Origin of the sequence: Candidatus Latescibacter sp., from assembly GCA_030692375.1 — a bacterium.
Taxonomy (GTDB): Bacteria; Latescibacterota; Latescibacteria; order Latescibacterales; family Latescibacteraceae; genus JAUYCD01.
This window is the reverse complement of record JAUYCD010000109.1, coordinates 29104-50655: the sequence shown is the minus strand read 5'-3', so window position 1 is coordinate 50655 and position 21552 is coordinate 29104. Positions and strand designations below refer to the sequence as shown.

Sequence of the window (21552 nt, the reverse complement as noted above, 5' to 3'; positions counted from 1 at the left end):
CAAAGAAAATCGAAAAGCAGAAGGGACTTTGGACCGTTTTTATCCATCGTCCTTTTCTTTATTGAGGGAATAGATGAGAAAAAGGATGATCATACCGATGGTGACATAAATATCTGCCAGGTTATAAACAGGCCAGCGATGCACCCCGATGCCCATATCGATGAAATCGGTGACCTCTTCCATCCGTATACGGTCGATCAGGTTGCCGACTGCTCCACCGAAAATCATGACCAGCGCGATCTTCCCTGTAAGACTTTTCGGACGAATGGTTCCACGGACGATAAGATATGCCAGGAGCGCAATCACCACGATGGTAACCACGAGCATGACTTCCCGGTTCCCGAAAGACAAACTGAACGCCGCTCCGGGATTCTTCACATGGGTCAGCCGCAGAAAATCATCGATGATATTCGTGGTACTGTAGAGGGGAAAATACGAGGCAACCGCCAGTTTTGTCGCCTGGTCCAGTGCCACTAGAAAAAGAAACAGGAGTAAGTATATCATGCGGGTGCGCACTACATCCCCCGCTGCTTTTTCTCTTCGGAGTTCTTGCATTTGATGCACTGGGTGGCATGAGGAACTGCTTCAAGGCGGGCTTTGCTGATTTCACCACCGCAGCCACGGCATTTACCGTACGTTCCATTCTCTATCCGTTCCAGCGCCTCGTTCAGATGATGCAGGTACCGGCCTTCCCGCGAAGCAAAGGTGAACGCCATCTCACGTTCCATCGTATCTGTTCCCTGGTCTGCCATGTGGAATGAATAAGAGGAAAGGTCGCCTGCCTGATCTTTGGATGTAGTGCTCATGGATGCGGACTCCAGGTAGCCAAGCTCTGCCAGTAGTTCCTGTTTTTTCTTGATAATCAAGTCTTTAAAATATTCAAGATCTTTTTTATTCATATGCATATCCTTTCGGAAATACCAAATTAGCATTCACCTGCAGCGAGGAAAAGAAGGTACGGAAACAGGTTCAGGATGACCCTTAACATTATGATGAAAAATATCGAATTAATTTACATAAGAAATTAAAAAATTCCAAACCATTTATATTTTGATTACCCGGCAATAAAGGATAATTTACCTCCTACTCAGCTTTATAAACCTCACCCCCTATCCCTCTCTCCTAGTCAGGAGAGGGGGTAACTCACGGCGAGCCAAGTCTTTACCCTCTCCTGTCTAGGAGAGGGTGGCCAAAGGCCGGGTGAGGTTTCGACAGAATTGAAGACTTTGCAACACTTTTTGCCACATCATCATATTTTCAATTCGCAAAACACCCCATTCCAAACGATCACATTCCCCGTATGACTTCTCTGGTCAGCAGAGTAAGCTTCGGTTCAGCGCTTTCGGAAACAGCGATTATATCTTTGATATCAGCCGGTTCCAGGGCATCCGGGTTACACAGGTCTGTTATGATGGTCACTCCCAGAACCTCCATGTCCATCTGAGCCGCTACAATAGTCTCCGGTACAGTTGACATGCCCACCATGTCCGCTCCGATCATACGCAGAAACCGGTATTCCGCGGCTGTTTCAAGGGAAGGTCCGGGCACTGCGACATATACTCCCTCACGGAGTGTTATCCCCTCACGGCCGGCGATTTTTTTGGCCTGAGCCATGAGGCGCCTGGAGTACGGCCTGCTCATATCGGGGAAGCGTGGACCGAGTTCCGGCTCGCTCGCTCCGATCAGCGGATTGCCGCCCAGGAGATTGATGTGATCCCTGATGAGCACGAGATCGCCCTTCCTGAAGCCGGGGTTCATTCCTCCCGCCGCATTGGATATGATGAGTATGGAAGCCCCCAGGGTTTTCATGACCCGTATGGGGAAGGTAATCTCCTGCATGGTGTATCCCTCGTAGAAGTGAAACCTCCCCTGCATGGTGACCACGGGACGGCCTGAAAGCTTACCCACAATCAGTTTCCCGCTGTGAGATTCCACAGTGGAAGCGCAGAAACCGGGTATATCATGATAGGGAATCACCACATCGGCATCTATCTCATCAACCAGTCCTCCCAAACCCGTTCCCAGCACAATTCCCACATCGGGAACCACATCAGTATGCCCGCGAATAAAATCCCGGGCTCTATTCATGGATTCCACAATTCGTGTCATGTCTTCCCTTCCATACGGCGCAGTATATCTTTCTCCTCACCCTCGATTTCAATCACTTTGTTTCTAGATTTTTCACCGCTTACAATCCGTACCCGTGATTTGGATACCCCCAGCCGCTCGGCAAGAAAGAGAATCAGCCGCCTGTTTGCCGCGCCTTCCACCGGCGGCGACTGCACCTTTACCTTATACCTGCCGTCTTCAGTAATACCCGCAACTTCATCACGGGAGGCATTGGGAACAAGCCGTATACCCATTTTCATTACGAACTGACCTTTTTCTCATCGGTTCCCGGATATTCATCATCACTATCGTTCAGGGAGACATCCTCAACCGTTTTCGCGGCTGGTGAGCGGCGCAGCGATTTTATATCCTCAAACACCGGCTCGGCTTTCTCGAAAGCCTTTTCTTCGGAGAAAGAATACTGTTTAAAAAGCTCCTGTTGTGTATTGACAATCGTTTTCAGTTTGGCGAGATAGGTATCCTTGTGGATTTTCAGCTCGGTAAACGTATTCCGGAGACGGACAAGCGAGCTGCGTCCCTCCTCCACAATGGAGGCGGCCTTTATTTCAGCCTCACGGACAATCAGGTCGGCCTGATTTTTCGCATTTTTGATGGTATCCTCGCGGACACGTTCGGCGGACATGAGCGCCTCCTGAAGCGTATTTTCAATTTCACGGTATTTTTTCAGATGGTTCTCGGTCATGACCAGCTTTTCTGAAAGCATGGTATTTTGCAGCACCAGGTTCTCGTATTCCATGGATACGATGTCGAGAAATGCCATGACCTCGTCCGGATCGAACCCACGGAAAGTTTTCTTGAATTCATGTTTTCGTATGTCGAGCGGCGACAGATTCACGTTATTCCCTCCTCTCAAAGTTCGAAATAATATATCAAAAAGTTTTCAGAATCATCATAAAAAATTATGGTAATTTCGGCGCTGCTCAGAGCTATCTGGATGAAATGAGTGAAACTCAATTGGGTAATTCCTTTACTGCCCGAACCTTCTCTCTCCGAATATCGCCTGACCGATTCTTACCATGGTGGCCCCCTCTTCGACAGCAATCTGAAAATCGCCGGACATGCCCATGGAGAGAATATCCAGGCGGGATTTCACAAGGCGGTCATCACGCAGGCTGTCAAACAGTATTTTCATCCGCCGGAACTCATTCCGGGTAACCTCGGGAGACACAAAGAAAGACCCGATGGTCATAAGCCCCCGAAGCGCAAGACCGGGAAGGCTCTCAGTATAGAGAACAAGGTCTTTTGCTTCCTCCGGGACAACTCCCGATTTCGCAACCTCCCCGGAAATATTGACCTGCACGAGAACCTGAAGGGTTTTCCCCAGGTTCTGCGCCTGACCGGAGAGTATGTCGGCTGTCTTTCTTGCGTGAATGCTGTCGATCCAGTCAAACAACCCTGCTGCCACCTTTGCCTTGTTCGACTGGAGTGAGCCGACCATGTGCCAGACCGGCCCTTTTTCCAGAAGGGGAATCTTCTCTGCCGCTTCCTGCACCCGGTTCTCGCCGAGATGGGTGATTCCGGCTTTCACCGCCTCTCTGATTTCACCCACAGTGCGGGTTTTGGCGACCGCCACCAGGATTATCTCCGAGGGATCACGGCCGGACAATAAGGCAGCATCCGCTATCTCGCCAAAGACTCTTTTAACATTTTCGCCGATCAAGTTCCTGCCTCGAAGAAATGCGCTGCGTGAATACTACTCCAGGATGCGGTTCAGCTCCTGCAAAAATTCGTTCTTGTCTTTGAACTTACGATAAACTGAGGCAAACCTCACATACGCTACATCATCCATGTCCTTGAGCCGCGCCATGACCATCTCGCCAATATCGTGGGAGGATATCTCTCGCTCTCCACGGGTTTCGATCTGACGGGTTATTTCGTCCACGATCTCGTCAAGCTTGTCGGTGGAAATTGGCCGTTTGGCGCAGGATATGGCAATGCCCTTCAGGAGCTTTTTCCGGTCGAACGGCTCACGGGTGCCGTCGGATTTGATGACATTGAGCGAAACATCCTCGATATACTCGTAGGTGGTGAAACGCTGGCAGCATTTCAGGCACTCACGGCGCCTGCGAATGGATTCGCCGTTTTTCGCCGACCGTGAATCGACTACCTTATCCGTATCCGAACCGCAGAAAGGACATTTCATTGTTCTTCCCCTTCGAAGAAAAACCTCACCCGGCTTTCAGCCACCCTCTCCTAATTAGGAGAGGGTAATAACATGGCCCGCCGCGAGTTACCCCCTCTCCTGACTAGGAGAGGGGGACAGGGGGTGAGGTATAGAAGCACCAGAAAATAATGTAAACAATACTTTTTTATCAGTGGTTCAGACAGTCTTTACCTTCTTTGTTTTTACCACGCGAATATCGGGAACGACTCGGCCATCTCCCGGGTTTCCTCACGGATTTTCAGGAGATTATCGGCGTCATCGATCGATTCCAGCGCCCGTTTGATCATGGAGGCAACACGGCGCATTTCCCCGGCGCGCATGCCACGGGTGGTGAGAGCCGCGGCGCCGATGCGCATTCCGCTGGTTACTGCCGGGCTGGCGGTGTCGAACGGAACATTGTTCTTGTTCACGGTAATTCCGGCCACGCCGAGAGCCTCCTGGGCGGCTTTTCCTGTAATTCCGGCGCCGGTGAAATCCACCAGGATCAGATGGTTGTCAGTACCGCCGGAAACGAGCTTGAAACCGTACGACAGGAGCACATCGGCAAGAATCCTGCAGTTCGAAACAACCGTTTCTGAATACGCTTTGAACTCAGGCTTCAACGCCTCTCCGAATGCAACCGCCTTGGCGGCGATGATATGCATGAGCGGCCCGCCCTGGATGCCGGGGAAAACCTGCCTGTCCACCGCCCTGCCGAATTCCGCGGTGCTCATGATCATTCCGCCGCGTGGACCGCGAAGGGTCTTGTGGGTCGTGCAGGTGACAATGTCCGCGCAGGGTATGGGGCTGGGGTGTACCCCGCCCGCGATGAGTCCGGCTATATGGGCGGCGTCCACCATGAATTTTGCCCCGGCTTCATCCGCTATTTCACGGAATCGGGTGAAATCGATCAGCCTTGGATAGGCGGTCGCTCCGGCTACTATCAGGTCGGGTTTGGTTTCACGGGCCTTCCGGGCAAGGCCGTCATAATCGATGAGGCAGTCGCCCGGACGGACACCGTAGGGAATGATCTGATACATGCGACCGGAGAAATTCACCTTGCTGCCGTGGGTCAGGTGGCCGCCGTGAACAAGGTCCATGGCCATGATTTTCGCGCCGGGCTTGATTAAAGCAAAGTAGGCCGCCATATTTGCCTGAGAACCGGCATGTGGCTGGACATTCACATGGTCGCAGCCGAACAGTTTTATGGCGCGCTCGATGGCGAGATTCTCCACTTTGTCCACAAACTCGCACCCGCCGTAATAACGGCGCTCCGGATAACCTTCGGCGTACTTGTTGGTGAGCACCGAGCCTGCTGCTTCAAGAACCGCCGGAGAAACATAGTTCTCCGAGGCTATCATTTCCAGGCTGCCGCGCTGACGTTCGTATTCCTCAACCATCTGGGCGTAAACTTCGGGATCTGATTTTGAAAGATAAGATCCCGTACAACACCCCGATGGACTGTCGCTAGTTTTATTCATGAAGTTTCACCATCCTTATATATGGAAAACATTTTTCTGCATACGCTGATTGCTGATCCTGGAATAGATGCCGAAACAAGTTCGGCATGACACGTGTCATCCTGAACTCGTTTCAGGATCTAAATACTCAAAACATGCTCAAGAGACAATCTTTTCATCCTTCGTCCTTGTCTTTCATTCTGTCTTCTGACTCCTGACTCCTGTATTCTATTATTATCTCATTTCCGTCCCATGCGGCTCTTCAATTCCTGGATCATTTTCGGAACGATATCCATGACATCGCCGACGTACCCATAGGTCGCCACAGAGAAGATGGGCGCCGAAGGGTCGCGGTTGACGGCGATAATCACATCGGACGTTTTCATCCCGGCCAGATGCTGCACGGCGCCGGAGATTCCGCAGGCAATGTAGACGATGGGACGAACTGTCCGTCCCGTCTGTCCCACCTGGTGGGAGTAATCGATCCAACCGGCATCCACCGCCGCCCGTGAGGCGCCCAAAGCCCCGCCGAGCAAGTCGGCAAGTTCCTGAAGAATGGCGAAATTCTCCGGTTTTCCGATGCCTCTTCCGCCGGAGACGATGATATTGGCATCGGCAAGGTTTACTCCGTCGCGAATAGGAAGCCATTCGAGGATACGGGTTTTCTGGCCGTTTTCCGCCAGGTTCCTTTTTATCTTTACCACTTTGACCGGGCGCAGGTCGCCCCGGAGCGGCATAGGGAAAACCTTGGGCCGCACGGTCGCCATCTGAGGCCGGTGGCGGGAGGATTTGATGGTGGCCATGATGTTCCCGCCGAAAGCCGGACGGGTCTGGAGAAGGCTGCGGGCGGAAACATCGACATCCAGGCTGGTGCAGTCGGCGGTGAGTCCGGTTTGGAGCTCGGTGGCCAGCCCCCCGGCGAAATCTCTTCCGGTGGATGTGGCCCCGATGAGAACGATCTCCGGCCGGAAACTCCGAATCAAAAAGGAAGCGGCCTCGACGTAGGGTACTGTGCGATAGCGCGCGAGAACGGGATTTTCCACCGTATAGATATGTTGTATGTCATAATGAGAAAGGTCGTCTATGATTTTTTCCACCGAACCGCTCATCACCATGCAGCACACTTCTGTTCCCAGTTCGTCGGCAAGTTTCCGGGACTCTCCGACCAGTTCGAGCGAGACGTGATGGATGGAATCTCCATCCGCCTGTATGAAAACACATACACCGCGGTAGCTGTCCGGATCCGCGACCGGAGAGGTATCGCGGGCGGGGGCTTCGATGGCCTCGAACTTGCAGGATTCGACACAGATCCCGCAAAGGTTGCATGAATCGAGGCAGACAGCCTTGGCGTTCACCATCTCTAGGGCGCCGAACGGGCATGCCTTGACGCATGCACGGCAGCCTGTACATTTATCTACGATTATTGTTACTCCCATGAGTCCTCTCTATTTTGCCATCATTTCCATTAAAAGTTCAGCCAGCCTTCCCGCCACCTCGCTCGATTCGCCCTGAAATATCTCACCGCCGGTTTTCTGTTCGGGGGAAAAGATCCTCTCCACCCAGGTGGGCGAGCCGTTCTGCCCGATTTTCTGAGGATCGGCCTCGATATCCTGCGCCTTCCAGACGGGAATCTCGGCGCTGCGGGCTTTTTTCATCTTCAGAATCGACGGCTGGCGGGGCACATTGATGTCTTTAACCACAGTCAGGAGAGCCGGGAGTTTCCCCTCGACACGCTCACGGCCATCATCCAGGAGGCGCTCCACCGTAATGGTTCGGTTCACAATATCCACATTTTCCACTTTTGATACATAGGTAAGCTGTGTGAATCCGAGACGGGAGGCAATCCCCGGACCCACCTGGGCGGTGTCGCCGTCAATGGCCTGTTTCCCGGTGATTACAAGATCGACATTCCCGATTTTTTCGATGCCTTGCGAGAGCGTGTAAGAAGTCGCAAGAGTATCCGACCCGGCAAACGCCCGATCGGAAAGCAGCACCACTGCATCTACTCCCATGGCTAGAGCGGTCCTGAGAATCTCCGCCGCCTGGGGAGGCCCCATGGAGACCGCGGTCACTTTCCCCCCAAGCTTTTCCCGTATCCGTAAGCCCTCTTCGATGGCGAATTCATCGAACGGGTTGAGGATCGAGGGTACTCCGTCCCGGATCAGGGTATTGGTTTTCGGGTCTATCCGTACATCCATGGTGTCAGGAACCTGTTTTATGCAAACAACAATATTCATGCAGTGATTCCTCGATGGTTTAATGAATATGAAAAACCGAATCGATTTTTTCAATCGCCGTTGAAAGGATACTATAAACAGTTGAAGGATCGCTTATTTCTTGAGGCTTTCTTTTTGGATTTCTATGAGCGATCCAATCTCGGTACATCTTTGTCTTTTTTAAATCCTCAAAAAGCTGGCTATCAATAACCTGAGCATTTTTAAACCAGGAAAAAACTTCGTCGAGACTTCCTCTTTCGATGCTGTTTTCAAAACGTAAATACAACTTATCGGATAACCATTCAGGTCTCTTGCCTTTTATCGATTCACCCTTCTCCTGGAGGCATTCGATGATATACCGCTCAAAAGTCGCATATAACGATAAAATCATCAAATCTTCAATCGATTGTAAACTTCTATCTACAGACTCAGCGGCTTCAGATTTTGTATCGCTGCGAAATTCGGTACCATCGAAGAAGTATTTCTGCTCTTCAGGCGATTCCCATTCTCTGTTCAGTGCTCGCTTCGTTACAACAGAAGAATCTTTAAGCAAACGATAGGATTCCCAAATGGGCAGGAGAAGATCAACGGAACTCATAATCGCTCACCCTGGTTATTAGTTCTAAAAATATCTTTTCATCAAATGGATAAGCCCTTCTCATCCGCTTATCTTCTATCCAAAACCATCCTTCGGCAGTAATACCATCGTAAAGACTCGATACCCTGTCAACCTCTCCATTAACTTTGGAAACAATTGAAGGCCCGCCGTATTTAAGGAATACCACACTTTCTTTTCCCAGGTAGCCTTTGATATCAACACGCCCTTCTGCTGCAATCACATACGCACCGACAGGGATTACTTTTGCAACAAGTTTTCCATCTTTATCATTAATTTCAAGCATTTCAATAGTATATTTCCCCGGAATAGTTTCCTCAACTATAATATTTGAGACGATAGTATATAGTCCGGTATATGTTACCCATTTCTGCATCATGGAAATGAGTTGGTGAACTCTTTCTACAAACAAATCTCTCTTTTCAAAATCCACAGTTGTTTCCATATATCCTCCTCATTCCCACTCGAACGTTCCCGGCGGTTTGTTGGTGAGGTCGTAAAATACATACTCGATGACCCCCAGCGCAAGAATCCTCCTTGCGATCTCCTCTACACTCCCGACCGGCATCCGGTAGAACTTTGCGGTCATCACATCCGATGACCGGAGCGGCCGTATGACTATGCTCTCTTTCACACCATCGGACGATATGGGCAGAAGAACCACCGGCATCTGAAAAATCTCTGCATACAATCCATGCTCGCGGAGCACCTGCATCGCCTGGTTATCGGCCTCGCGGAGGAGGTCGAGTCGGTCGCGGGTAAGAGTGGCAGCCTTGCTCACAAGCGGTTTCAGGGCGCCGCCGCCGATTTTGAGGACCACGCGGTTCACTCCGGTAATCTCGTTCGTGATATCGGTGGAGAGGAACTCGAGTTTTTCCCAGTCCGGCGGGCCGTCCAGCGCGGCGGGATGGGCATAAGTGCGGCAGTCTCCCTGCACTCCTACACTCTTCACCGGCAGGATCATCGCCTCATACCCGGCAAGTTTTGCTTTTTTTCTCACCCGGCTGCGGATTTCTTTGAAATCCTCTGAGGAAACTCCTCCACGGTCGCACAAAACCCGGACTCCGATTCCCGGTCCGGGGAACGGATGACGCCAGACCAGCTCGTGAGGCAGTCCGAGCTTTTCGCCGACTTCGCGCACCTCGTCCTTGTAGAGCTGATCCAGCGGCTCTATCACCTGACCGCGCGCCACCATTTTCTTGATCATATCTGTGCGGTTGTGATGGGTCTTGATTATATCGGCGTGACGGCTGCCTCCGGATTCGATTATGTCCGGATAGAGCGTTCCCTGTCCAAGCAGCCACCGGTCGGGATCAAGGTGCAGCGCCTCGAGCTCGCGGTCTTTCACATACATGAATTCATCGCCGATAGCATTCCGCTTTTCCTGCGGGTCGGTCAGACCTTCAACCGCCCGAAGGAAATCTTCCGTGCGGTCCACAACAATGAGATTGTGGAATCCGAGCCGGCCGAGGGCTTCCTTCACTTCGGCGGTTTCGTTCTTCCGCATGAACCCGTTATCAATGTGGATACCGATCACCCTGTCTTCGCCCAGCGCACGGTTGAGTAACATGAAGGTCACGGTGGAATCTACCCCTCCCGACACCAGGAGAAATACATTACGGCTGCCTACCTTCTCCCGGATTTCTTTCATCTTCTCCTCGATATACCCTTCCATCGACCAGTTCCGCTCAAGGCCGCAGATGCGGATGAAATTTTCCAGAATCCGGCTGCCGGAAGGGGTATCGGTGACTTCGGGATGGAACTGCAAACCGTAAATCTTCTCTTCCTCATTGCTGACTGCGGCAAAGGGGCAGTCGGAAGTTTTTCCGATGCTCCGATAACCTTCAGGGATACTCGCCACCGAATCGCCGTGACTCATCCACACAAGCTCCCGGCGCGAAAGTCCCTCGAACAGGGGGGAGTACCCGGTCACTTCCAGCTCCGCCCGGCCGTACTCCCGCTTCGCGAGCCTTCGCACCTCACCGCCAAGGAAATAGGCGATAAGCTGCATGCCGTAACACAAGCCCAGAATGGGAATGCCGGTCCCGAGAATCTTACGGTTGAAGGGCGGCGCGTTCTCTGCATACACGCTCGATGGCCCGCCGGAGAGAATGATGCCGCCGGGATGCCCCAATTCCTCCAGGCTCACATCGGGATGCTTTATATCCGCGTACACTCCCAGGCGGCGGATCCGCTTGGTGATAAGGTGGGCGTACTGGCCGCCGAAATCGAGAATGGTGATTTTGTTTGTTTTAAGCATAAAACCTCAAAAAGAAGAATTCAGGAGCCAGAATCCAGAATCCAGAATAAATGCGAAAATATATTAGTACAGCAGAATATTCTTCTTCCAATAATATCAGGAATTTTGTGCACTAATTGTTCGGGAATATGAATCAAGGAGTCTACTCACCTCTTCCAACTGTTTAAGCAAATTTATGCTGTCCCCATATCCTAGATCTTTCGCCAGAATAAGATAGTACCGACATTCTTCCAAAGAACCTTGTGCTATGTTCATGAAGCGAACCTTATCGTTACAGCCCCGCTTTTTGAAACCTTCGGCAATATTCGCAGGAACGGAAACCGCTGCGCGCCTTATCTGAGATATCAGTCCGTACATTTCCTTATTTGGGAATGATTCGCTGAAGCTATATATACCCAAAACCAGCCGGTGTGATTTCTGCCAGACCAGCAAATCTTCAAAACTCTTTGCGGGAGACCGTTCCATTTCATAACCGCGATATCGATAGAATGTATAGTATTAGATTCTCATTTGTTTGCTTCATGATTCTGGATTCTGGCTCCTGGATTCTGGATTCCTTCTTTATAAAAGTATCTCTTCATTCCTGATCACGGTATCATGTTTCCAGAGCAGATCGTCACGGCCAGGGTAATCGGTATTATAGTGCAGCCCCCGCGATTCCTTGCGGTGCCGGGCGCATACGACAATAAGCCAGGCCGATACCGCCAGGTTCCGAAGCTCGATCAACTCGAGCGAAAGCCGGGTGCGGCGGTAGTATTCCTCGACTTCTTCACGGATCAGAGCGATACGGCTCATGGCCCGGCGCAGGCGGAAATCGCTCCGCACAATGCCGACCAGATCCCACATGAGACGACGGATATTCTCCCTGTCGTGTGATATGATAACCCATTCCTCCGGGTCAAAAGTGCCGCGGTCGTTCCAGTCGGGCACTTCGGGGAGATCCTGGGGTTTCTGGCGCTCTTTGCGCACCGCCGTCGCGGCACGGTCCGCCATGACCACCGCTTCGAGAAGGGAATTGGATGCCAGACGGTTCGCGCCGTGCAGGCCGGTGAATGCCGTTTCTCCCGCTGCATAGAGATTGGAAATGGAGGTCCGTCCCCATGCATCGGTAACCACCCCTCCGCACATATAGTGCGCCGACGGAACAACCGGAATCTGTTCCCTGGTAATGTCGATACCATACCTGAGACAGGTTTCATGGATATGGGGAAATCGCGCCCTGGTCGCGCCGGGGTCGAATCCGGTGATATCGAGGTACACCTGTTCCTGGCCGCTGCTTTTCAGGTAATGGTCGATTGTCCGGGCCACAATATCTCTGGGAGCCAGGTCTTTCATGGGATGAGACTCCATGAGGCGTTTCCCGCTCTCGGTCACCAGAATGCCGCCATATCCCCTTACCGCTTCCGATATAAGAAACGACCCTCCATCCGGGAGATTGAGCGTAGTGGGATGAAACTGCATGAATTCCATGTTTCCCACGCTCGCGCCTGCGCGGAATGCCATGGCAACCCCATCGCCGGTGGCGATTTCAGGGTTTGTAGTATGCAGGTATACCTGACCGGTCCCTCCGGTGGCAAGAAGGGTGGTTCCCGCCATGAAAGTCTCGATGCGGGCGTTCTCAACATCCAGGACATAGGCGCCGAAACAGTTGAAGGAGCGGTGTTTGCTGATCACCCCCACATTATGCTCGGTAAGGAGGTCAACCGCGATGTGGTTGTTGAGAAAAGTTATATTCTCATGCTCTTTCACCCTCTCGATGAGCGCCCTCTCTATCTCACGGCCGGTAAGATCGTCTGTGTGCACGATCCGGTCACGGGTATGCCCTCCCTCTCTTCCCAGGGACAGGGTTCCGTCCGGCTCACGGTTAAACCGGCAGCCCCAGGTAATCAACTGCTCAATCATCCCCGGGCCCTCTTCGACAACCATCCGCACCATATCTTCATGACAGATGCCGTCGCCGGCAGCCAGTGTATCGGCGACATGACGTTCAGGGGAATCATCATTCCCCAGGACGCTGGCGATGCCCCCCTGGGCGTAATTGGTGGAAGACTCGCAATCGCCTTTTTTGGTGATGATGGCCACCCGGCCCAGTTTGGCAACCTTGAGCGCAAAGGAAAGACCGGCGATACCGGACCCTATAATCAGAAAATCTACCTTCGGCATTTTATCTCCGGGAATAAGCACTATATTTTTGAATTAACTAAAAAATATAATAAATCTTATTTTTCCATGAAAGATAATTCTGAAATACTACTTTATGGTGTGGAATTTTGTTAGAAGTATTCAGTATGTGGTGGATTAGACAAAAGCGGGGAAACCGTCAAGATGGACAGTTACTTTATTTGCACTACCGCTACCACTGGTTTATGATCGGAACCCCTGGCGCCGCTCAGGACTTCTGCGGAGATCACCCGCATGCCTTTGGTGACAAAGATGTGGTCGATCCGTAACACATCCCGAGCCAGGAAGGAAATAAACCGTTTATTACGCAGCTTGACCTTCATCCTCTCTTCACCAAAGGTCGCTCCCAATCCCCAGCCTCGGGCGGAAAAGGTGTTGGTGTACTTCTTTTCCAGGACATGAAACGCCCGGCTGTTGGGAGTATCGTTCAAATCACCGCAGAGGATAACCGGCTCCGAGGAGGTGGTGATCAAATTCTCGATATATTTCGCCTGGGTATACTTCTCCCGGTCAAAAATCACCTCATTTCTGGCTGCGAAATCCATTTTCTTTTTGAAATCCAGCTTTTTGTCAGCAACATACTCGATATAGTGACCAACAGACTTCAGGTGGTAATTCAAGATATGGATTTTCTTTCCTTTCATGTCCACTTCCGCCAGAATCAGTTCGATGCGGTGGCTCCAGTTGCCTTTGTTATCAGGCAATTTTTCGACAGTAACAGGGAACTTTGAAAGAATTATCGCCCCGCTTTTCGATTCCCGGGGATCTCCGCTGAGCACTTTGTAAGGATAAAGACCGCCCAGCTCACGGCTGAATATCTCATTGTCTGTGATGATGTTGAATTCCATGCAGCACACTACATCGGCGCCTTCGTCCCGGATAGTCTCGATCGCTTTTTCACGGTCAGCCCGTCCGCCATCGCAATAAATGTTATAACTCATGACCTTGATATCAATACCCGACCGCGCCTCAATTCTATGGGGGAGCATCTGATACCGGTAATGGAAAACAGTCAGAAGAATAATCAGTGAGAGCGGAACATACCTTTTCAAAATAGATCCTGAAACAAGTTCTGGATGACCATGCCGCCTGGTAAACAATGCATGGATAAATGCAAGGATGGTAAGCGCAAGAGGAATAAACAGAAATTTGAATGAAATATCCGGTAAAATGATAACGAATAGAGAAATCCCAGTGACAATGAAAAAAGAGAGTATAAAGCTTTTAAATGGGCTTTTACCGGTTATCCCGGAAAAGAGCATGAACGCCCGGCTCCATAAGATGATTCCCAGAGGTATCCAGATAAGGTCGTTCAGGATACTGGCAGACACCCTTAGAAGAACAGCCCAGTCAGGAGTCAGACGGGCAACATACCAGGTGAACAGCACGAAACCGGCGTAGGTCCAGAGGAGCATCGAAACGAGGAAATTTCGAGTAGCGGTGACTATCGAACTGAATCGTGATTTCATTTCCCACTCTAAATTCCCTGCCGCGGATTATTTTGACCTAAAACCTCACCCGCCCTTCGGGCACCCTCTCCTAATTAGGAGAGGGCCGGGGTGAGGTAACCGTCTTTATCTTAGCGCAAGTCCGTTTTCTTCCAGATAGCGAAGGAAAAACTCCCTAAATTGTGATAGATCATCTCCAGTCAAAGTTCTATCCTTCAGCCCGAGCCAGAAACGGAATGTATAGGAAATTTTTTTTTCGCCTTCCGGCAGGCCTTTTTCTCCCCCCTTAATATTTCCGCTGAAAAGATACAGGTACTTTACCTTTCGGAGAATCGGATGAGTAAACTTCCTTATGCTTTCCCCCAAAACGGCATAGCTCAGATTCTTATCCGCTAAAACGGAGAAATCCATCCAGGAACCGGGGTACACCGGTATCTCGCTATACAATACATCGGGGAAAGTCGGCCCGGCCAGGACATCCACCAGGAGCTCGAACCAGACAATCTGCGTTAAGTGCTCGTAAAGGTTCAAAAGATTGCCTGTAAGATACCCGATCTGCCCTGCGGAGGAATCACCAATATGAATATTGAGATAAGAGCCTGGTACAGTCCAGGGTTTGGCGGACTTCGACAAGCTCAGTGCTCGATTCGACAAGCTCAGTGCTTGATTCGACAAGCTCAGTGCTCGATTCGACAAGCTCAGTGCTCGATCAGTGGGCTCTGAGCCTGCCGAAGAGTGCGAGGCGGTGAATTCCGGAATCCCCGCATTCGTAAATGCGCATATCTCCTCCACAGTCCCTTTTACACGCAGGAAAAGTTCCTGGAGATTCCCGATTTTTTCCGTTTGATAAACCACTCCTCCCAGATGCATGGCTTGCCGGAAACCATTCGACTCTTCGACAAGCTCAGAGTTCAGTGGGCTCTGAGCCTGCCGAAGAGCGGGATGGAACACGTTGCCTATTTCATAAAATGAGATAGTGTCGCGGTGAACCGCATTCATTTCCACCAGTTCCAAAAGGTTCGGAATAAGCTCACGGCGCATACGGGTGTTGTTCTCAGCGGCGGGATTCACCAGGGTCAGCGTCTCTCCCGGGTTGTATGCCATCCGTTTGAGCCATATGTCATCATACCAACTGTAGGTATGGACCTCTGAAAATCCCTTAGCCTGGCTCAGGAATCGGCGGATTTTATGCTGTTTCTGGAGTTCGGTATTAAATGTACCGGACCGCATCTTCATATCAGGCATGGACGGGACAATATTGTCGTAGCCGTAGATGCGGGCTACCTCCTCGACAATGTCGCGGGGAATGGAAATGTCCCTCGCACTCCGGTGCGGCGGGATAACAAGGAGAATCTCCTTGTCGTTGATCGTGCATTCGAAGCCGAGCGAAACGAGAATCTTCCGCACCCGCCCGTCAGGGATCGCCATACCGATGGAACGAGTCAGGTCCGATTTATCCATGGACAAAAGGCGGCCTTTTTCTCCGGTATCACCCCCGCAGGTAAGCTGCGAGCGGAGCCTCGCTTTCTGCCCCGCCTCGCGGAGGAGATGAACGAAACGCCGTATGGAAAGAGCCATGTGATAGGGCGGCTGTCCCTTTTCAAACCGGACTCCGGCGTCGGTGCGCAGCCCGAGACGGATCATGGTCCTCCGGATGCGGGCGGGATTGAAATTGGCGCTTTCCAGAAGCACCCGTGAAGTCCCCTCTTTTACCTCCGAATCCTCGCCGCCCATGATACCGGCCAGAGCAATGGGGCCGTCATGGTCGCAGATCATCAGGTCTTCGGGAATCATCTTCCGCTCCACACTGTCCAGTGTCTGGTAGGCGCCGATTTTTCCGAAGGGAGCAACGATAATATCCCTCACCCTCTCGCCGTCGAACGAGTGCATGGGCTGCCCCAGCTCGCACATCAGGTAATTGGTCAAGTCTACCAGCAGGTTAATAGGCCGGAGACCTACCGCCAGGAGACGGTACTGCATCTCCACCGGCGAAAAAGCCGGAGAAAGGCCGTCGATTTCCAGGCAGCAATACCCAGGGCAGCCCTCACGGTCATCGATACGCAGGGGGAAGGGAGGCAGGTCATTTCCTTCCGAAGCATCGATCAACTCCAGCGGTTTAAGACTACGCCCGTAGATGGCGGCCATCTCCCGCGCGAAACCGTAATGACCCCAGAGGTCGGGGCGATGCGTGATGCTCTTGTTGTCGATCTCGATGACATGGTCGTATTCGGGAACGAGGGAGGCAAGCTCGGTTCCTTTTGGCAGACTGTCCGGAAACGCAATTATCCCGGCGTGAGATTCGCCCCAGCCCAGCTCTTTCGGACTGCAAAGGATTCCCCGGCTCATGAGGCCGAAGACCTTTTGCTCCTGCACTAAAAAATTGTCAGCGATGACAGCGCCGGGGGCGGCGAACGCGGATTTCATGCCCGGTTTCACATTGGGCGCGCCGCAAACGGTTTTGAAGGTTTCCGCGCCGGTGTTCACAGTGACATACTGCATGAGTTTGCCGCTGTCGCCGGTATCGATGGGTTCAATCTCGATAATCTCTCCGGCTATAATCCCTTTCACCGCGCGTTTCAGTATTTCCACATCCTCGACCTCAGCGGTGGACATGGTCAGTTTATAGGCGATATCTTTTGGTGAAAGGTCGGCAAGGTCAACATACTGTCCGAGCCATTCGAGCGAAAGTTTCATGAAAAATTCAACCCTTTCTCACAGATTGTCTGAACCATGATTCATGGGATTCAAGGATTACCATGATGACCCTGAAACAAGTTCAGGGTGACACGTGTCATGCCGAACTCGTTTCGGCATCTAATCATGGTAATCATGAAATCAAGCGAATCATGGTTCAGACAGTTTTTACTTTGTCACTTTATTTTCACACTGTCGCCGGGAACTGATCCAGCATCCTGATATCACCAAGATTGAACAGCCTAATGTCTGGAATCCCGAATTTCATCATGGCCAGACGGGTAAGTCCCAGACCGAACGCAAACCCGCTCCATTTCTCCGGGTCCACTCCGCCGTACCGGAGCACGTTTGGATGCACGAGGCCGCAGGGGAGAAGCTCCAGCCAGCCGGCCTCCTTGCATGAACGGCATCCCCCGCCGTCGCAGATGAGACACTTGATGTCCAGCTCGAAACCGGGCTCCACGAAAGGGAAATATCCCGGCCGCAGCCGTACTTCTACCTCACGGTGGAACACTTCGGCGAGAAGGGTTTTCATGACGCTGATAAGGTGGGCGACCGAAATGTCTCTGTCCACCATCAGACCTTCGAGCTGGTAAAAGGTGTTCTCATGGTTGGCGTCGATGGCTTCATAGCGGAAGCACCGCCCTGGGAAAATGACTTTCATGGGGACGCCGTACTTTTCCAGGGCGCGAACCTGGTTGGCCGAAGTATGAGTCCTCAAGAGCATGCCGTTGGTCAGCCAGAAAGTGTCCTGCATCTCCCTTGCCGGGTGATCGAACGGGATGTTCAGGGAGTCGAAGTTATAGTACTCCGTCTCCACATCGAAACCGGTCTCGATGGCAAAACCCATGCTCATGAAGATGTTCTCCAATTCCATCTGCACCAGGGTGATCGGATGGAGCGATCCGAGCGACTGCCCGGCGCCGGGCAGGGTCAGGTCGATGCACGGCCCGGACACTGTTGCCGCCGACTCCAGCCTGCTCTTCGCCTCACCGAGGGAGTTCTCCATCAGGTTTTTAAGGTCGTTGAAGCTCTTGCCGAGCGCGCCCCGTTCCTCCTCGCTCAATGCCCGGAAATCCACATTCTTGCGGAACTCCGCCAGAAGCCCTTTCCGGCCCAGGTATTGTATCTGAACCGACTCCAGATCCTTCATGGACTGCACAGTTTCGACATCTCGGAGAAACTGCCCGCGCAACCCGTCCATGGATATCATACTCAAACCTCCTGAAACTCACCCCCTGCCCCCTCTCTTTCAAGAGAGGGGAAGAACCGGGTTCAATACAAGGGCGAGTTTCTATAAATTAATTAACTGTTGAATTTTGACGTTATACAAAGGTGTAAAAATAATATGGAAAAAATAAGATAGGAAAATCGTGAGGGTAAATCAACAGGTTTGATAGAAGGATTCAGGCATCGAATTTTGATATAAGGGGATAATTTTCCGGGTACCGAATCGAGTCAAGGGTAAGGTCAATATCGAGTTCCGGCCAATAGAGATGCTCCTCGCCATTAAGTTCCACCTTGAGAATGGAAGACACTGTCGCTTTCTGGAACCAGGGGAAGTCCTTGAACGGTAAATACAGCTCTTCGCTCCCGATCAGTATCCAGAAACCGTGCTTTGATATGTTAGTCACTTCAACGGTTGAAGTGTTAATGAAGGAACGTTTCATATATTTAATTAACCTGATCTATCCTTTACTCAAGGATAAAATCCCCCCGCCGTTTAACGGCGACCCCCTTGTTAAGGGGGTACAAAGGAAAAAAGACAGCCCCGTATAATTCTCCCCTTAATAAGGGGAGATGCCGACAGGCAGAGGGGATTTCTTTTATCATATAAAGGCTAAGATTGAAAATACTCTACAGAATAAAGGCTGTCAAGATACAAAAAAAATTCCGGAAAATTTTCACCTTTTCGGCATTCTACTTAAAGAGGCGCCGTTTCGGGCGCCTCTTGTCCACACGATTGAATGTGAAGCTACTTCATGAGCAGCATCCGGCCTGCAAGCGCCTTCCCGCCCATGTGCAGCCTGGTTATGTAAACGCCTGATGAGACTGGCTTGCCAAGATCATCGCGGCCGTCCCAAAGCACGTGGTGAATCCCGGGGGTCATTTCGGTATTCGTGAAGAGTTCACGTATCTTCTGGCCGGCCACGCTGTATATCGTCAGATTCACTTTCCCTGCCTTTGCAAGGGAAAATTGGATAGATGTCGAAGGGTTAAATGGGTTGGGATAGTTACCCTGGAGGGCAAATTCAAGAGGTTTGGCGATATCGACGCTGGTTATCGAAGAGAATTCCGCCGGGTTGAAATCGCGGACATAGAGGCGGGTCCAGCTTGGTTCAACCTTGCTTATCAGTTGATAACAGAACTTTTTGCCGTCAGGGGAAAATGAACCGTTCCAACTTTGAAATTCTGTTCCCTCGGGTAAAACATTGATCGTTTTTCCCAGGACCATATCATACAGTCGAATGACTACACCGGCCCCTGCAAGAGCTCCATAGATTACGAACCGGTCATCAGGCGACATGCTGGTAGTATATTGGGGAACCTTTTTTTCGCCACCCTGGCCCAAAGGCAGCATTGTATAGCCCCCTCCGGGTCCGGCTATTGCAACAAGATAAGAATCATCCTTGTTGAAACAGACCGGTTGACCTCCGCCGTTATAAAAGATTCGTGATTTCTTCGTTTCCATATCAAGGATATTGATCGTTACGGGATCTTTAGGAGTAATGCTGGAAGTATATGCAAAATATTTTCCGTTATGGCTAAACGTTCCCCATGATGCGGCATCCATGACCAGGCGGATCGCGCCGGTATAAATATTGACAGCCTTTATCACATTTATGGGCTGCATAACAGAAACTCCAAAATGTCTGGTTCCGGTTGATGTGATTTCATCTGTGATTGTGACAGTCGTGCCTCTGGACTCATCAATGATCGTAGTATTGTAGACAATTTCCTGGCTGTCCGGTGTAAAAGCCGTCACGGTCGGAGAGCCGAAACTAGCCAATTCATATCCCTTATAGACCGTGTTATGAGTAAAATCAGCCACGTTGATCGGGGCGCCTCCACCGGCCGGCACTATCCAGATCATATTTGCAACCGGTGTTGACACCGCGATCCATTTGCCATCGGGCGACCAGACTGCAAACTGCTGGTTTGTTTCCAGTATTTTTGTTCCCTGATACAGGCTGCTGTCGGATGGGCTGATGGCATTCAAATTGATGTTGATCAGTTTTGTGCCGAAACCTTGTGGAATATATTGGGCGACTTCCTGCAAAACCGGTTCTTTGCCAAGATTTTTTTCAATAAAATCATACGTATACAGTGCTCCCTTGTTCGTACTCTTTAACACCAGGGAGCAGCAGAATTTTTTGCCGTCCGGGGACCAGGTGCCAGCGGTATTTTGGACAGTGCTGATCGGGAAAACAGGTGTGGTTTTTTTTGTTGCGGTGTCATATACGAGCAATGCCCTTGTAGTATTGGTCGATTCACTTGCAGTATACATGATCCAGCCTCCACCAGGAGAACATTCCGGGGTGGAGAAAAAAGGTAGTTTCCAGGGATTATCTGATGAGCTTATCTCTTCTGTGTTGCTTCCATCCAGATTGATCCGGTAGATTTTAGGAGGACCATTGGATTCTGATATATAGACTGCAAGATAGGTATCATCCGAACTGAAAGAAAAATCTCCAGTTCTAACTCCCAGGTTGTCGGTGAGATATTTCGTCTCCTTTGTAACCGTGTCATAGACAGCAAGTGAGTAGTGGTGCTCGGCATGCGCCGGATCGGTCACTGCCCGGTGGTCGTAATTCACATAGGCGAAATATCGGCCGTTGTGACTATATCGTGCGTTTTCTGCTTCCTCACGGATAACACGGGTGGCTTTTGATTTGATGTTGACCGCCATTATTATAGGGATTTGATTAATAATTGACCCACTCCCATTTACCATGTTAACAATGGTTCCCCGATTCTTATCTATGAGAGAATAGGTAAACACGACCTCCTGGCTATCTGGAGTGAAACAGGGTTTTTTTGTTAAACCAAGGATATATCCCTCGGAAGGGGTTGGAGTATAGAGCTTTTCTGTCGCTCCTCCCTCAGATGGGGTTAATTGTAACCACCATTTCCCATCAAAACCTAAACTTGCAATCCATTTACCATCAGGCGACCAAACCGGGGAAAGTAGTGTCGAGTCGCTGATCCTTGTCCCCGTTCCGGGATCGATCTGCAGAGCGAACGTTGAGAAGGCGCAGAGTGCGCACAGGATCATTACCAGGGTGATGATTTTTGTTTTCATGGTTCCAACCTCCGTTACATTTTTGATGCACTTTGAAAAGTTGATGAGAAATTTATCTGACCCCGATACATGACCCCGAAAAAGCTTTAGTACTTTCAATT

At 51.0% G+C, this 21552-nt stretch carries 20 protein-coding genes; all 20 read right to left on the bottom strand.

All coding sequences use genetic code 11. From position 1 onward, the window contains the following. Positions 1-39: 39 nt before the first annotated feature. Positions 40-516 carry a signal peptidase II gene (gene lspA, locus Q8O92_06880; protein MDP2983034.1) on the bottom strand — a complete coding sequence of 159 codons (477 nt, stop codon included), beginning with the start codon at positions 514-516 and terminating at the stop codon, positions 40-42. Continuing rightward, a complete protein-coding gene (locus Q8O92_06875) occupies positions 516-899 on the bottom strand; it encodes a TraR/DksA C4-type zinc finger protein (GenBank protein MDP2983033.1) in 384 nt (127 codons plus the stop codon). The genes lspA and Q8O92_06875 overlap by 1 nt, the downstream gene beginning before the upstream one ends. A 388-nt stretch (positions 900-1287) precedes the next feature. After that, complete coding sequence (locus Q8O92_06870) at positions 1288-2109, bottom strand: purine-nucleoside phosphorylase (protein ID MDP2983032.1); 822 nt, start codon at positions 2107-2109, stop codon at positions 1288-1290. Beyond that, entirely contained in the window at positions 2106-2369 is a 264-nt protein-coding gene (locus Q8O92_06865) for a DUF167 domain-containing protein (GenBank protein MDP2983031.1), read from the bottom strand. Before Q8O92_06865 ends, Q8O92_06870 begins: the two co-directional genes overlap by 4 nt. Next, positions 2369-2965, bottom strand: a complete 597-nt coding sequence (locus Q8O92_06860; GenBank protein MDP2983030.1) for a DivIVA domain-containing protein — start codon at positions 2963-2965, stop codon at positions 2369-2371. The genes Q8O92_06865 and Q8O92_06860 overlap by 1 nt, the downstream gene beginning before the upstream one ends. Before the next feature lie 132 nt (positions 2966-3097). Next, positions 3098-3790 (bottom strand): YggS family pyridoxal phosphate-dependent enzyme, encoded by a 693-nt coding sequence (locus Q8O92_06855; GenBank protein ID MDP2983029.1) that lies wholly within the window; start codon positions 3788-3790, stop codon positions 3098-3100. Between the two features lie 33 nt (positions 3791-3823). Continuing rightward, on the bottom strand, positions 3824-4273 hold the full coding sequence (gene nrdR, locus Q8O92_06850) for a transcriptional regulator NrdR (protein MDP2983028.1): 450 nt from the start codon (positions 4271-4273) through the stop codon (positions 3824-3826). 203 nt (positions 4274-4476) lie between these two features. Continuing rightward, complete coding sequence (gene glyA / locus Q8O92_06845; protein ID MDP2983027.1) at positions 4477-5754, bottom strand: serine hydroxymethyltransferase; 1278 nt, start codon at positions 5752-5754, stop codon at positions 4477-4479. Positions 5755-5972: 218 nt separating this feature from the next. Then, the gene (locus Q8O92_06840; GenBank protein ID MDP2983026.1) at positions 5973-7169 is read right to left on the bottom strand and encodes an electron transfer flavoprotein subunit alpha; all 1197 of its coding nucleotides are present in this window, start codon (positions 7167-7169) and stop codon (positions 5973-5975) included. A gap of 9 nt (positions 7170-7178) precedes the next feature. Beyond that, positions 7179-7970 (bottom strand): electron transfer flavoprotein subunit beta/FixA family protein, encoded by a 792-nt coding sequence (locus Q8O92_06835; GenBank protein MDP2983025.1) that lies wholly within the window; start codon positions 7968-7970, stop codon positions 7179-7181. A gap of 19 nt (positions 7971-7989) precedes the next feature. Continuing rightward, a complete protein-coding gene (locus Q8O92_06830) occupies positions 7990-8547 on the bottom strand; it encodes a hypothetical protein (GenBank protein MDP2983024.1) in 558 nt (185 codons plus the stop codon). Next, the gene (locus Q8O92_06825) at positions 8534-9010 is read right to left on the bottom strand and encodes a hypothetical protein (GenBank protein MDP2983023.1); all 477 of its coding nucleotides are present in this window, start codon (positions 9008-9010) and stop codon (positions 8534-8536) included. Before Q8O92_06825 ends, Q8O92_06830 begins: the two co-directional genes overlap by 14 nt. 9 nt (positions 9011-9019) lie before the next feature. Further along, positions 9020-10825 carry a glutamine-hydrolyzing GMP synthase gene (gene guaA, locus Q8O92_06820; GenBank protein MDP2983022.1) on the bottom strand — a complete coding sequence of 602 codons (1806 nt, stop codon included), beginning with the start codon at positions 10823-10825 and terminating at the stop codon, positions 9020-9022. Between the two features lie 96 nt (positions 10826-10921). Next, positions 10922-11290, bottom strand: coding sequence for a four helix bundle protein (locus tag Q8O92_06815; GenBank protein MDP2983021.1), 369 nt, complete (start codon positions 11288-11290; stop codon positions 10922-10924). A gap of 96 nt (positions 11291-11386) precedes the next feature. Continuing rightward, on the bottom strand, positions 11387-12988 hold the full coding sequence (gene nadB, locus Q8O92_06810; GenBank protein ID MDP2983020.1) for an L-aspartate oxidase: 1602 nt from the start codon (positions 12986-12988) through the stop codon (positions 11387-11389). 170 nt (positions 12989-13158) lie between these two features. Beyond that, the gene (locus tag Q8O92_06805) at positions 13159-14475 is read right to left on the bottom strand and encodes an endonuclease/exonuclease/phosphatase family protein (protein ID MDP2983019.1); all 1317 of its coding nucleotides are present in this window, start codon (positions 14473-14475) and stop codon (positions 13159-13161) included. Positions 14476-14580: 105 nt separating this feature from the next. Further along, complete coding sequence (pheT, locus tag Q8O92_06800; protein ID MDP2983018.1) at positions 14581-17148, bottom strand: phenylalanine--tRNA ligase subunit beta; 2568 nt, start codon at positions 17146-17148, stop codon at positions 14581-14583. A gap of 187 nt (positions 17149-17335) precedes the next feature. Continuing rightward, positions 17336-18367 carry a phenylalanine--tRNA ligase subunit alpha gene (gene pheS / locus Q8O92_06795; GenBank protein ID MDP2983017.1) on the bottom strand — a complete coding sequence of 344 codons (1032 nt, stop codon included), beginning with the start codon at positions 18365-18367 and terminating at the stop codon, positions 17336-17338. Positions 18368-18554: 187 nt separating this feature from the next. Continuing rightward, positions 18555-18818 (bottom strand): DUF2442 domain-containing protein, encoded by a 264-nt coding sequence (locus tag Q8O92_06790; protein MDP2983016.1) that lies wholly within the window; start codon positions 18816-18818, stop codon positions 18555-18557. A gap of 305 nt (positions 18819-19123) precedes the next feature. Continuing rightward, positions 19124-21451 carry a T9SS type A sorting domain-containing protein gene (locus Q8O92_06785; GenBank protein ID MDP2983015.1) on the bottom strand — a complete coding sequence of 776 codons (2328 nt, stop codon included), beginning with the start codon at positions 21449-21451 and terminating at the stop codon, positions 19124-19126. Positions 21452-21552 lie beyond the last annotated feature (101 nt).